This is a genomic window from Algibacter sp. YIN40, from assembly GCF_057219435.1.
Map to the genome: position 1 here is coordinate 553,152 of NZ_JBXVVC010000001.1, position 14,257 is coordinate 567,408.

13 protein-coding genes are annotated in these 14,257 nt (G+C 33.5%); 9 read left to right on the top strand and 4 right to left on the bottom strand.

Annotation, left to right across the window (positions count from 1 at the left end; genetic code table 11):
- The first annotated feature begins 7 nt into the window (after nt 1-7).
- The 8 genes from sufD to AC2D6V_RS02745 all read left to right on the top strand — a co-directional run bounded on the left by sufD (nt 8) and on the right by AC2D6V_RS02745 (nt 7,074).
- A complete protein-coding gene (gene sufD / locus AC2D6V_RS02710) occupies nt 8-1,321 on the top strand; it encodes a Fe-S cluster assembly protein SufD (protein ID WP_484646507.1) in 1,314 nt (437 codons plus the stop codon).
- Nucleotides 1,322-1,336: 15 nt separating this feature from the next.
- The gene (locus AC2D6V_RS02715; protein WP_484646508.1) at nt 1,337-2,551 is read left to right on the top strand and encodes an aminotransferase class V-fold PLP-dependent enzyme; all 1,215 of its coding nucleotides are present in this window, start codon (nt 1,337-1,339) and stop codon (nt 2,549-2,551) included.
- Between the two features lie 175 nt (nt 2,552-2,726).
- Nucleotides 2,727-3,812, top strand: coding sequence for a zinc metalloprotease (locus AC2D6V_RS02720; protein ID WP_484646509.1), 1,086 nt, complete (start codon nt 2,727-2,729; stop codon nt 3,810-3,812).
- A gap of 85 nt (nt 3,813-3,897) precedes the next feature.
- Complete coding sequence (locus tag AC2D6V_RS02725; protein ID WP_484646510.1) at nt 3,898-4,689, top strand: META domain-containing protein; 792 nt, start codon at nt 3,898-3,900, stop codon at nt 4,687-4,689.
- A 40-nt stretch (nt 4,690-4,729) separates the two neighbouring features.
- A complete protein-coding gene (locus AC2D6V_RS02730; protein WP_484646511.1) occupies nt 4,730-5,152 on the top strand; it encodes a SufE family protein in 423 nt (140 codons plus the stop codon).
- Nucleotides 5,153-5,223: 71 nt separating this feature from the next.
- Nucleotides 5,224-5,547: an SUF system Fe-S cluster assembly protein gene (locus AC2D6V_RS02735; RefSeq protein WP_484646512.1), complete on the top strand. Its 324-nt coding sequence runs from the start codon at nt 5,224-5,226 to the stop codon at nt 5,545-5,547.
- 4 nt (nt 5,548-5,551) lie between these two features.
- Entirely contained in the window at nt 5,552-6,058 is a 507-nt protein-coding gene (locus AC2D6V_RS02740) for a DUF2480 family protein (RefSeq protein ID WP_484646513.1), read from the top strand.
- Between the two features lie 71 nt (nt 6,059-6,129).
- Complete coding sequence (locus AC2D6V_RS02745) at nt 6,130-7,074, top strand: DUF3078 domain-containing protein (protein WP_484646514.1); 945 nt, start codon at nt 6,130-6,132, stop codon at nt 7,072-7,074.
- Between the two features lie 73 nt (nt 7,075-7,147).
- On the opposite strand, the gene hflX is transcribed toward AC2D6V_RS02745, so the two are convergent.
- Nucleotides 7,148-8,365, bottom strand: coding sequence for a GTPase HflX (gene hflX / locus AC2D6V_RS02750; RefSeq protein WP_484646515.1), 1,218 nt, complete (start codon nt 8,363-8,365; stop codon nt 7,148-7,150).
- Nucleotides 8,366-8,439: 74 nt separating this feature from the next.
- On the opposite strand from hflX, the gene AC2D6V_RS02755 reads away from it, so the two are divergent.
- Nucleotides 8,440-9,408, top strand: a complete 969-nt coding sequence (locus AC2D6V_RS02755; RefSeq protein ID WP_484646516.1) for an endonuclease/exonuclease/phosphatase family protein — start codon at nt 8,440-8,442, stop codon at nt 9,406-9,408.
- Nucleotides 9,409-9,410: 2 nt separating this feature from the next.
- Here the strand turns inward: AC2D6V_RS02755 and AC2D6V_RS02760 are convergent, their stop codons facing one another.
- The 3 genes from AC2D6V_RS02760 to AC2D6V_RS02770 all read right to left on the bottom strand — a co-directional run bounded on the left by AC2D6V_RS02760 (nt 9,411) and on the right by AC2D6V_RS02770 (nt 14,197).
- The gene (locus AC2D6V_RS02760) at nt 9,411-9,788 is read right to left on the bottom strand and encodes a hypothetical protein (RefSeq protein ID WP_484646517.1); all 378 of its coding nucleotides are present in this window, start codon (nt 9,786-9,788) and stop codon (nt 9,411-9,413) included.
- Between the two features lie 64 nt (nt 9,789-9,852).
- Nucleotides 9,853-11,328: a DUF5689 domain-containing protein gene (locus AC2D6V_RS02765; RefSeq protein ID WP_484646518.1), complete on the bottom strand. Its 1,476-nt coding sequence runs from the start codon at nt 11,326-11,328 to the stop codon at nt 9,853-9,855.
- A 64-nt stretch (nt 11,329-11,392) separates the two neighbouring features.
- Nucleotides 11,393-14,197 carry a carboxypeptidase regulatory-like domain-containing protein gene (locus tag AC2D6V_RS02770; protein ID WP_484646519.1) on the bottom strand — a complete coding sequence of 935 codons (2,805 nt, stop codon included), beginning with the start codon at nt 14,195-14,197 and terminating at the stop codon, nt 11,393-11,395.
- Between the last annotated feature and the right edge of the window lie 60 nt (nt 14,198-14,257).

The window sequence follows — 14,257 nt, forward strand, 5'->3', positions numbered from 1 at the left end:
AAAGCAAATGGAATTAAAAGAAAAATTATTATCATCGTTCATGGTTTTCGAAGACAAAGTAGATATAGATACTTATGTTCACGATATTAGAAATGATGCAATAAAAACATTTGAAGAAAAAGGCTTCCCTACAAAAAAGGAAGAAGCTTGGAAATACACATCTTTAAATAAACTATTGAAAGAAGATTATAGTGTATTCCCTAAACAAGAGAATGCTATTGAATATCGTGATGTAAAAAAATATTTTATTTACGATATTGATACTTATAAAATAGTGTTTATCGATGGGAAATACTCCTCACATCTATCACAAACTACGCACGACGGAATGGATGTTTGTCTTATGTCTGCGGCACTTAGTAAACCGAAATATCGTTTAGTCGTTGAAAATTATTTTAATAAAGCAGCTACAAAAGATAGTTTGCCATCTCTGAACACCGCGTTTTCAAGTGAGGGTGCTTATATCCATATTCCTAAAAACAAATTAGTAGAAAAGCCTATTCAAATTATTCACTTTTCTACAGGAAATGAATCTGCAACCATGTTGCAACCTCGTAACTTGATTGTAGTTGAAGAAAACTCACATGTTCAAATTATTGAGCGCCATCAAAGTTTAACTAATAACCCAGTACTTACAAATAGTGTTACCGAAGTTTTTGCTAAAAAACGTGCTATTGTAGATTATTATAAAATACAAAATGACAACCTAAACGCATCTCTTATAGACAACACCTTTCTTAAACAAAAACAAGAAAGTATTTGTTCGGTTCACACGTTTGCTTTTGGAGGAAAGTTAATACGTAATAATCTTAATTTTTATCAAGAAGGACAACGCATAGATTCTATCTTGAAAGGTGTTACCATTATTGGAAATAAGCAACATGTAGATCACAACACACTTGTACATCACATAGAACCAAATTGTGAAAGTCATCAAGATTATAAAGGTATTTTTGGAGAAAACTCTACAGGTGTTTTTAACGGAAAAATTGTTGTTGAAAAAGAAGCGCAGAAAACAAATGCCTTCCAATCGAACAATAATATTTTAATAAGTGACAAAGCTACTATTAACACCAAACCACAACTAGAAATTTTTGCTGACGATGTTAAATGCTCACACGGTTGTACAATTGGACAATTAGACGAAAGTGCTATGTTTTATATGCGATCGCGTGGTATTCCCGAAAAAGAAGCTAAAGCACTTTTAATGTATGCTTTTAGTAACGATGTTATGAATTCGGTTAAAATTCCAGAATTGAAACAGCGCATCACCAAAATTATAGCCAATAAACTAGGTGTAAATCTTGGTTTCGATTTATAAAATTGTTGTGAAACCATGTTCAACGTAGAAGACATAAGAAAGGACTTCCCTATTCTATCCCGTAAAGTAAACGGTAAATCTTTGGTGTATTTCGATAATGCTGCAACATCGCAAACACCGCAACAGGTAATTAATGCCATAGTAGATTATTATTCAAATTACAATGCAAATATCCATAGAGGTGTACATACCCTAAGTCAAGAAGCAACTGATTTATACGAACAAGCCCGTCAAAAAATTCAGGCACATTTTAATGCAAAATTTACGCATGAAATAATTTTTACTTCTGGAACAACCCATAGTATTAATTTAGTAGCAAATGGTTTTTCATCATTATTAAAAAAAGGTGATAATATTATAGTTTCTGCACTAGAACACCATAGCAATATTGTGCCATGGCAAATGCTATGTGAACGAACAGGAGCTACTTTACAAGTTATTCCTATGAACGAAGAGGGTGAATTGGTAATAACAGAATACGACAAGCTACTTTCTAAAAACACAAAGTTGGTTTTTGTAAATCACGTTTCTAATGCTTTAGGAACTATCAATCCTATCCAATATATTATTGATCAAGCACATAAGGTAGGTGCCGCCGTATTAATAGACGGGGCGCAATCTAGTCCACATATTAAGGCAGATGTACAAGAATTAGATGCAGATTTCTATGTGGCTTCTGCACACAAAATGTGTGGTCCAACTGGTGTTGGTATACTGTACGGGAAAGAAGCATGGTTAAGAAAACTACCTCCATATCAAGGTGGTGGCGAAATGATTGCTGAAGTAACTTTTGAAAAAACCACATACGCGGATTTACCCCATAAGTTTGAAGCTGGCACACCAAATATCGCTGGAGGAATTGTTTTTGGTGCAGCTATCGATTATATGAATTTAATAGGTTTCGAAAATATTGCAGCCTATGAAAACGAATTACTAGAATACGCCACAGAAAAGCTATTACAAATTGAAGGCTTAAAAATCTACGGAACATCAAAACATAAAACTGCTGTTATTTCTTTTAATCTTGAAGGAATCCACCCTTATGATATTGGCACTATTTTAGATAAATTAGGGATTGCTGTACGTACTGGTCATCATTGCGCCCAACCCATTATGGATTTCTACAAAATACCAGGGACTGTTCGAGCCTCTTTTTCATTCTATAATACTAAAACAGAAATAGATTTACTGATAGAGGCTGTTAAGAAAGCTAAAATGATGCTGTCCTAATATTAAAAATTCATAATTCCCTCCAAAAAAGCACCTTCTAATTTATCTTTTAAATTGTTAATTATATAACAGTAGAAGGCTGTTTGTCGAATAAATAACAATTTTTTTAAGAAATTTTTAATTTTTTCATAAAAAAAGGTATCTTCCACGTCGACTAATTCAAATAATTTTTAAAATGAGAAAAGTATTTTTAAGTATGGCTGCTGTAGCCCTATTATTTACAGCTTGTGATGATGATTCCAAAGCTATAAATCAAGAACAAGAAATCGACATGAGCGATTTTTATGTTTACACTGATTCGGGTGATAACATTTCTGGAAAATCTGCTAATGACAAGGGCTATAAAAAGCATTGTCATACTGCTGAAATGCTAAACAAACATTTAAATGCTAATCCAGAATTAGAAAAAAAATTATATAACATTGAACTTCATACAAGAAAAATTTTAGCTAAAAAACCTGATGGAGTTGGCAATGGAAATGGTGGTGGAAATAATGGTGGTGATAGTGATCCTGTACCATATACTGGTGCTGTCTCAATTCCAGTATACTTTCATATTATTCAAAATGCAAATGACCCATACATTAACGATGCCCAAGTTCTATCACAATTAACCGTATTAAATGAAGATTTTAACAATGACAATTCCGATATTGGTGATGCTTCTTCTTCTGGTTTTGGCAACATTTTAGGAAAAGCAAATATATCGTTTACGAACGCTGGAATCACTAGAACTTCAACTACTAAAACTTCTTGGCCATCAGATAACTCTATGAAGTATGATTCTTCTGGAGGGCATGATGCTATAACTCCAGAAACACATTTAAATATTTGGGTTGTAAGCCAAATTGGTTCTGGAACTTTAGGTTTTGCTTATTACCCAGGTGCTGCTCCTGCAGGTGCTGATGGTGTTGTTATTGGTGCTCCATATTTTGGGACTCAAGGAAGCATTTCTTCTACATTTAATTTAGGTAGAACTGCAACTCACGAAGTTGGTCATTATTTAAACCTTCGCCATATTTGGGGTGATGGTAGATGTCGCCAAGACGATTTAGTTTCAGACACACCATCTTCAGATAGAGCCAATTATTATTGCCCTGGACCAACTGCTACAATTACACATTGTAAATCAAGAGATATGCACATGAACTATATGGATTATGTAGATGATGCGTGTATGTATATGTTTACTCAAGGACAAGTTGATAGAATGAGAGCAAACTTTGCATCTGGCGGAGAACGAGAAGCAATGGTAAAATAAATATTAAGTAAACAACTTATTTTAAAAAGACGCCAACTTTGGCGTCTTTTTTGTACATTAATTTGTAACCTAAAAATTACTTTAAATGAAAATCATAATAACTTTTCTAAGTATAATTATACTACGCTGTTGCTGGGGACCATCAGAATATCACGTTATGCAAAGTATACAACACAATGATTCAATTATGAAAGAACTGAATGGCACCTATAAAATCTCAAGCATAAATAACGCAGATGTTTCCTTATTTGAATTAAATATAACATTCGATAAAGACACGAAAAAAGTAAATGGTTTTTCCGGATGTAATCGCTTCTTTGGTTCATATGCACTAGATAATGAAAAACTAGAGTTTGGTCCATTGGTGTCTACAAGAATGCTCTGTCAAGATGAAGCCAATAACATTGAAGCACAACTACTAAAAGCAATCGAAGATGCGAATACTATTTTATTCAGTGAAGGTGGTTTTTCATTATTTAAAAATAAAATATTACTTATTTCAGTTAAAAAAGAATCGCAAATCGCAATAGGTTTTGAATATACCGCTGGTTCGCGCGGTTATTACAAACAAATAAAAATTGATAATAAGCAGGTTTTGGTTTCAAACAAAAGAGGAAAAGAGCCAAAAACTAGTGCCTGTTCAGAATCAAATTATAATACGCTTATGGAGCTTGTAAAAAAGATTGAAATCAAAAATCTTCCAGACTTAGAACCACCATCTAAAAACCATCAATTTGATGGTGCTCCTTTAGCTAGACTAACCATTACATACAATGGCAATGTTTATGAAACCCAAAGCTTCGACCATGGTAATCCTCATATAACTATAGCACCACTTGTTAAAGAAATCTTATCAATAGGCGAAAACATTGAATAGCAACTTTTGATGTTGTATTTTTGCATAAAAATTTGTGATTGTGAGTATTGAAGACATCCAAAGTGAAATAATAGAGGAATTCGCTATGTTCGAAGATTGGGAAGAGCGTTACCAATATATGATTGATTTAGGGAAAGATTTACCCCTTATAGACGAACAATACAAAACGGAAAGCAATATCATAAAAGGGTGTCAAAGTAAAGTATGGGTGCATGCAGAAATGAAAGATGATAAAATTGAATTTACTGCCGATAGTGATGCTATTATTACTAAAGGTATTATAGCGATTTTGATTCGAACATTTTCAAATCAGCATCCAAAAGATATTATTGATGCTAATACCGATTTTATTGATAAAATAGGATTAAAAGAACACCTATCACCTACCCGAGCAAATGGACTGGTAAGTATGGTGAAACAATTAAAAATGTATGCTATCGCATACCAAACACAACTTAACTAGTTTGTTTGTTGTAAAGTCGTTAATATTCTTCGACTATTCATCAAACAACTTAATGAATAAACAGTAAAAAAATGAGTGAAGTAATAGATACTGCCAAATTAGGCGAAAAAATAGTGAATGTTTTAAAAACGATTTACGACCCAGAAATACCCGTAGATATTTATGAGTTAGGTTTAATTTACGACGTATTTGTTAACGAAGATTACGATGTTAAAATATTGATGACACTTACAACGCCTAACTGCCCTGTTGCAGAAACATTGCCTCTCGAAGTTGAAGAAAAAGTAAAATCTCTTAACGAAGTTAAAAGCGCAGAGGTTGAAATAACCTTCGACCCTCCTTGGACTCAAGATTTAATGAGCGAAGAAGCGAAGTTGGAGTTAGGAATGCTTTAAAAGAATGTCAAACGAAATAATAAATCGCGTAGCGAATAGTAAACTAATCACCATTGACCTTGAGGATTACTATCCTGAAGGTAAACGTGTTTCCTTTGATATTAAAGATTGGCTGTTTGAAGGTTTTGTACTTCGCGAGAAAGATTTTAGAAAAAAAGCTTCAGAGCATAATTGGTCGCAATATCAAGATTATTATATCGCTTTAACGTGCAGCAGTGATGCCATAATTCCTGGATGGGCTTACATGCTTTTAAGTCTTCATTTAGAGCCTTATGCAAAAAAAGTAATTATAGGTGATACTGAAGTTTTAGAAACCTCTATTTACCAAGACATTATAAATAACCTTGATTTCTCACAACATCAAGGTAAACCGATAATCATAAAAGGGTGTTCTAAGAAACCTGTTCCTTCAAATGCCTATACGATGTTAGCTAACAAATTAAAACCAATAGCTAAATCTATTATGTATGGTGAAGCTTGTTCTTCAGTTCCTTTATACAAAAACAAATAACTTTTCTTTAGTGACCGATATAATAAAAAGGGTCTAAACATTATATTTGCACAAATTTTAATACCACAATAATGAAAAAATTATTACTACTATGTTTGTTTTTTGTTGGATTAGTTTCAATGAATGCACAAACGAAAGAAGAATTAAAAACACAAAAAGCCGAAAAACAAGCTGAAGCTGATGCTGCTCAAGCTGAAGCAAACGCATTGCAAGCACAAATTGATGCCCTTCCAGGATGGCGTACAGGCGCATTTGGAACTATTGGCGGTACTCTATCTAACTTTAACAATTGGTATTCACAGGGTACTCCAAACAATTCCTCTGGTAACATTGGTTTTACCTTCAATGGTTATGCTAATTTAATTCAAGAGAAATTCTTTTGGCGAAATTCTTTAACCACTAACCTAAATTGGGTAAAGCTAGATAATAAAGATGATCCTAACGATGATGACAGCTTTAATCCAACAACCGACGTATTCAATATATCATCGCTTTATGGTCGAAATATTGCAAAAAATTTGGCTGTTTCTGGATTAATGGAGTATCGAACTACATTGCTTGATAACTTTAACGATCCTGGTTATTTAGATGTCGGGGTTGGTGTAACATGGACACCTATTGAGAATTTAATCGTGGTTGTACATCCTTTAAACTACAACTTTGTTTTTAGTAGTGGTGATACGGTTTTCGAATCTTCTTTAGGAGCAAAAATAGTAGCAGATTATACACGTCAAATTGGTGCCATTAATTTTAAAACCAATTTATCGATGTTTCAAAGTTACAAGAGTTCAGATTTTTCTAACTGGACATGGTCCAACTCTTTTAGTTATACCTTGTGGAAAATGATTGGTGTTGGATTTGATTTTGGATTAAGAAGCAATAAACAAGAAGCCTTAAACTACGCTCTTGGACAATTTAACCCATTAGCTATCCCAGCTCAAACTGAGCCAACATTTGATAATATTGATAATGATTTACAGACTTATTACACTCTTGGTTTAAGTTATAAGTTTTAATTAGTACAACCTCATTAAAACAAAAAATGCGCTTCTTTTTAGAAGCGCATTTTTTGTTAATTTCTATTATAGATTATTTCATTTCCTCATAATTATAATCTGGATATAAAAAGTGATTATAAGGGAACCGTGTGATGTGTATCTCTCTAACCTCATCATAAACACGCTTTTTAAAATCTTCTAAATTTTCTTTATTTAACGCCGATATAAACAACGCATTATTTCCAACTTTACTCATCCAAGTACTTTTCCATTCGTCAAGAGAATAATGCCTTTCAGTACGTTCTGTTTCTAAATCATCTTCATCTAGTGGTTCAGCTTCATAAGCATCAATTTTATTGAACACCATAATGGTTGGCTTATCCCCACTTTTTATTTCACCTAAAATTTTCTCTACAGACGTTATGTGTTCTTCAAAATTAGGATGTGAAATATCGACTACATGAAGCAGTAAATCGGCTTCTCTAACTTCATCTAAAGTGCTTTTAAAACTATCTACTAATTGGGTTGGTAACTTTCTAATAAACCCAACTGTATCGCTTAACAAAAATGGCAAGTTTTGAATAACAACTTTCCTAACGGTTGTATCAAGTGTCGCAAATAGTTTATTCTCAGCAAATACTTCACTCTTACTAATGGTATTCATTAAGGTAGACTTACCAACATTGGTATAGCCCACCAATGCTACACGAACCATTTTTCCTCGGTTACCGCGCTGAACTGCCATTTGCTTATCGATGGTTTTTATACGGGTTTTAAGCAACGCTATTTTATCTCGAACAATACGTCTATCTGTTTCTATTTCTGTTTCACCAGGTCCGCGCATTCCAATACCCCCTTTTTGACGTTCAAGGTGTGTCCACATTCCTCTTAACCTAGGAAGCAAGTATTCACATTGGGCTAATTCAACCTGAGTTCTGGCATAGCTTGTCTGAGCACGTTGGGCAAAAATATCGAGTATTAAATTTGTTCTATCTAGTACCTTTACATTTAGTATTTTACTAATGTTTCGTTCTTGGGCTGCAGATAATTCGTCATCAAAAATGGCTGTAGTAATATCATGCTCTTCAATATATTCTCGTACATCTTCCATCTTACCTGTTCCTATAAATGTTTTAGGATTAGGCATCTCCATTTTCTGTGTAAAACGTTTCATGGCATAGCCACCAGCAGTAAAAGTTAGAAACTCTAACTCATCTAAATATTCTTTAGACTTTTCTTCGTTCTGATCCTTGGTAATAACACCAATTAACACTGCTTTTTCTAATGCACTATCTTTCTTTTCAATCATATATTTAAATATGTTGCAAAGTTACATAATTGAACTCATTTTCGTTTTTATATTTTTAAACCTATTTTTGAATTATGACAGACACTTTCGACGATATACCCGTAAGCCACAATAAGCAAACTGTGGCGTTTTACAATCTTGAAAATTTATTCGACCTTAATGATGATCCTCATACAAATGACAACGACTTTCTGCATACATCTGTAAAAAAGTGGACGCCTAAACGTTATCAAAATAAATTAAGAAAATTAGGCTTTGCTATTTCGAATATTGGAAGAAGAGAAACAGGAAAGCATCCAGCTATTGTTGGATTAGCCGAAGTTGAAAATGCCAAAGTAATTGAAGATTTAATCGCATCAAAGCATCTAGAAGGTTGCAATTACAGCTATATTCATTATGATTCTTTAGATGAGCGAGGTATTGATGTTGCTCTTTTATATGATAACAGAGCCTTTTTTGTGCAACATTCTGAAACATTTACAATTCTATTAACAGATGATGATGGGTCTCCAGACTATACACGAGATATCTTGCTCGTATCTGGATTGCTCGATAAAGAGCATATTCATATTATAGTGAATCATTGGTCATCAAGACGTGAAGGCGAAAAAGAGACAGAGCATAAACGAATTGCATCTTCTGATAAAGCTGGAGAAATAATCTCGACTATAAGAGCTAATAATTCTGATGCAAAAATTATTGTTATTGGTGATTTTAATGATGATCCGTCTAACAATAGCATTAAACGCTTAGTAGATGGCTATGATTTACATAACCCAATGGAAACACTGCGCTCTTTTAACCGAGGAACTACAAACCACAAACGGCAATGGAATTTATTTGATCAAATATTTTTTTCAACTAACTTTTTTAAAAGTACTCGAGATAAATTTGAATTTAGCACTGCTAATATTTTTGATGAAGATTTTTTAAAGTTGTTTAACGGAAAATATAAGGGTACACCATATAGAACCTACGTAGGCAAAAGATATAAAGGTGGTTATAGTGATCATTTTCCTGTGTATGCCATTTTTAAGAAGTAAAATCATACTGCTTGAAATACTATATATGTTAAACTCAAAACAACAAAGGGTAATAACCAAAGGAGGTATATGTTGTGCGTTCTAGATTTTTTTTTAATCATTTTTGTATTTATCATCATACGTCTTTTACCTGTGTATTGCATCCAGTTTTTAAAATAAATAAAAACCATAATTAAGACAAATAATACCCAGGCCTTGGTAGAAGACATAGTAACCATATTCATTTGCCTAAAAAACCCAGCAAAAAAAACACCTAAAAGTAAAAGTAAAGCCCCTTGTAAAAGTGTGACATAAGCAATTGCAATACTATTAGCTTTTTGCTTATGGTTATTTTTATAAAATGAAAATATGGTATAAAAAAATTCATCAAAAACTGTCATAGGTTAAAAATATAAAAGCCTGCTAGATTAGCAGGCTTATATTTGTATTTATTTAATTTTTATATTAAAAGTCGATGCTTATCTCATCCAACTCGTAAGTACCATCAAAATCGGCTTCTCCGCTACCTGTATATTTAAATGCTACGTATATGGTTCCAGAAGCACATGATAAATCTACAATTCCAGAATCAAACCAAGCTCCAAAGAAATCAGCATCTTGAGTAATATAACCATCGGTTAAAATTCCCCAAGTAGCTGTGCTTAAACCTTCTTCTGTTCCGTCCCAATCGTTCGAGAATAAAAGCTCCATATTACTTCCATCAGAGAAACTATTAGATGTTTTATACACTAAAGTTTCATTGTCCTGAGCATCTAAATCAATAGCAGGTGAAATTAACCAAGCCACTGTTGAAACATCATCAGAACGGAATGAACCTACTCTAGCAGAAACTCCTAAAGATGAATTAGTCCCTCCGGACGAATAAGCTTCCCAACCTTCAGTACCTGACTCTATAATATTAGTCCAGCCATTTCCAGATATTAACGACCCAGTAGATTGTGATTCAAAATCATCTGCAAATAAATTATTTGTTCCTTGACTAGAAGCCAATCCACAACTTAGTTCGATAGGGTCACAACGCTCTTGATTATCGAAAGTAATGTCTGCTCTAGTATTTATAAGCAACACACTAAAATCATCCCTAAAGTCACGACTATAAACACCCTTGATAGATCCTCTTAGTTGCGGAACAGGCAATGATTTAAAATCGGCAAATGTACTAGTCTGTAGAGTTAAGGTACTATTATCTGCACAACTCTCTATGGTTCTAAAACCATCAAATTCATCGCTAACATCTCCTGCAAAAGTTTTATCAAGTTCGTTTCTGTTAATTTGGACATCGTCTAATTGAATAAATGTATTTTCATCTAACTCAGTTAAATCTGAAATTGAGGTAATCTTAGGAGATATTTCTGCAACTTCTGTACTTCTCGAAATAAAATCTTTATACTCATACGCTTGAATTTGTCCTATCTGAGTCCCATCTGGTGCACCTATAACTAATACCCCATTAGATTCTCCAACTGCCAATCCATTTAATTTGATATACACTTTACGACCAAATTCGTAGGTGTTATACAAACTACTTACATTCACTTCTACTTTAAAACCTAAACGAGGATCTTCGGTCGGATTACTATCATCCATTTTATTTTGGATAATCAATTCCTCAAAAAAGTTTCCACCTTTATCTGTTGAAACAACATATCCTTGGATATAGATATCTGCCTCATCATTCTCAAAAATACCAATATCATCACCTCTTTCATTGTCATCTAGTATGCCATCCTCATCTGCATCAACCGCAGAAACATAACGTTGGATTACAGCTTTAAATGTTGTAACATCATTCTGCGAAATATCTGGCTCGTTAACTGTTAAATTAGGCGTATCATAATCATCGTCTTGCACGCAAGATGCCATAACAATTACAACTGCAAACACACTTAATAGGGTTATAATTTTATTCACTTTATTCATAATTAGGTTTTTTTTCTGATTCTTGAAATGCTCTGCATTTCATATATGTTTTATATTTTTATTTTTAAAATCTAAAGTTTACGTTCACGAAGTATGTTGTTCCACGCCCATACCAATATTTAGACCCAAATACTTGTGTATCTAAAGCTTTATCGTCTCGCAACTGTCTAAAATTAGCATTTCTACCTTGTTCAAACCCTCCTGTTTTATAAACTTCATCTAATAGGTTATTAACACTAGCAAATATGCTAATGTATTTATCGCCTAATTTCCAAGATTTACCTCCAATAAGATTTACCGACATATAATCATCAAAACGTTCTTGTTGTAGCAACTCTCTTGCTAAGTCTTCATCATAATCATTAAATGTATTCCCATCAAAATCTGTAGTAAAATTTTCAGATCGTGTCAGTGGACTAACATCAATATAAGTGTTAGTAAAGAAATTAGCCGTTGCCCCAATCCACCAATAATCTGGATCGCGATATTCGAACCCAACAGAATAAGCTCTATGCGGTCCAGCAGCTAACTTATAATCTTTCAAATTTGATTTCCCAAAATCCTTAAACCCTTCAACAAAACCTGCCGCGATTGATTCATCATCAGCTTCCGTTGTTAAAAATAAGTTTGGATTATTATCGTAAGTATATTGACCTACTGAAGCAACTCCTTTTAATTTAATAGTAGGTGTCACCTGTGCTTCAATCGCCAATTCACCGCCAACGTGTCTTTTATCAATGCCTTGCAATATTTCTTGAACAAAAGCAGTATTATCTCCACCTATACCATCTGCAAAAAAGAAAGATATCTCGCTCGCATCCTCAATTTTAGTATAATACCCAGTCAATTTAGCCTTCACAATAGGAGAGCGGAAAATATAACTCGCATCAATAGATGCTATTTTTTCTTCGGTTATATTAGGAACCACATTATGATTCTCTCTAGAATTAGAGAAGGTGTTTCGTAATGATGGTGCACGTGTTATATAACCTGCATTAACATCAAATAAATGCTTCCCTGTAAGCTTATATGTTAAACCTCCTTTTGCTCCAATACCTGTGAAGCTTAGTTTGTCTCCTTTACCTGCTGAATTGTCTGGAAAACCACCATTTTGGTAAATACCTTCTCTTTGGTATTGCGTACTTGTTACGCTTCCTGACAAGTAAAAGTCTACTTTATTGTATTTAAATTGTCCTTGGGCATAACCACTAATAATATCTGCAAATAAATTATAGTTATATGCGAATCTATCTCCTTCGCCAACCAATCGATTAGGGTTCAATAAATCGTTTTGAGCTTCATTAATATCAGTTGCAAAGCCATCAACATCTAAAAAGGTAGTTGCCCCCAATAAATCAATTACCTCTGCAAAATTTTCAGATTTTAACGACTTATAATTTAAAGCTGCATTGATTATAATATTTTCATTCAACTCAGTATTAAATATTGTATTAACGGTAAGTTGTTTATCATCTACTCGGTCTTCATACAATGCGAAAATAGCATTTCCTCCATTTTGCGCATTTGTAATATTTGCTTGATACAAGGAATTCCAATCAATTTGCCCGTCGTTTATAAATTGTTGTTGTAGTCCGTATGCAACACCCGTATCATCTGGAAAATTCCTTAAAGCATAACTAGGTAGTTTTTGATAATAAGCAGGACTCGGATTTAATGCCCCTCCTTCTGGAAAACCATTAACTAAATCTGTACCATTATTATTTAAACGGCTATTTCCAATCTTTCCAAATTGATACCCCACATTTGTATTTAATGATGTTTTACTATTGATATCCCAATAATGGTTTAACATTATTATAGGCTCCTCCACTTCTTTTATACGTGAATTACGTTTATCTCCATCTTGCCAACCCCAATACTCATTATATCTAATATCCTTTAAGTTATAAACTTCTTGTGTATTTGGCGAAGATTTCCCTCTTCTATTAGGTGCATAAATGGACGTAAAACTTAAACTATGCTTATCATTAAACTTCTTCTCAACAGAAGCAAAGAACGAATTAGAATCGTAAAGTGTAGCATCTTGATAACCTTCATCACCCCAACGGCGTGCAACAGAAAAGGTATATGCAAAACCATCTTTTAATAATCCAGATGCATAAGTAGCCATCAGCCTATTAGTATAACTTCTATTTGAAGATGAATACGTTACTCGACCTCCTGGTCTTGCTTGAGATGCCCGAACATTAATGTTGGTAGTCCCTAAAATACCTCCAAAATTATAACTAGAAGGTGTTAACCCGACTGTTAGTTCTTGGTTCCTTACCACATCATTTAATCCGCCCCAATTACTCCATTGTGGCCTTCCATTATAGAGCTTATTCATTTCTATACCGTTAATAAGAACTGATCCGTTATCGGAGTCTAATCCTCGAACTCTAAAGAATGACGAACTAAACTCAAAAGCTGCGGTTCTTTGAAATAAATCTAGTGAAGATGCAAGTAATCCTGAAATATTATCGGCACCACTTTCATCATTATCCAATTGGTCATCAGACAGGGTGATTGTGAATAACTCGTCTGAAGAAGAATTATCAACTTCCAAAGTCATATCCGTAATGTTTACTGTTTGATTTTCGTTTACAACAATAGGATACCTTTTAGTAGCATAACCAATCTTTGATATTCGTAAAACCTGTTCTCCTAGAGGCACATTTTGTGTAAATTGAAACTCACCGAGCGCATTAGTTTGAGTTGTTTGATCAGTTTCCTCAATTGTGACTAAAACATCCACTATAGGCTCGAAAGATAAAGCCTCCTTTACACTTCCTTTAATTAGTATTTGTTGTGCGAATGCCGTGAAAATTGAAAAAAAACCGAATAAAAAAATAAGTAATTTTTTCTTCATACTTGAATTTATAATTAATACCTTCATCATGTATTTGAAGGATTACAAATTTACATTTTT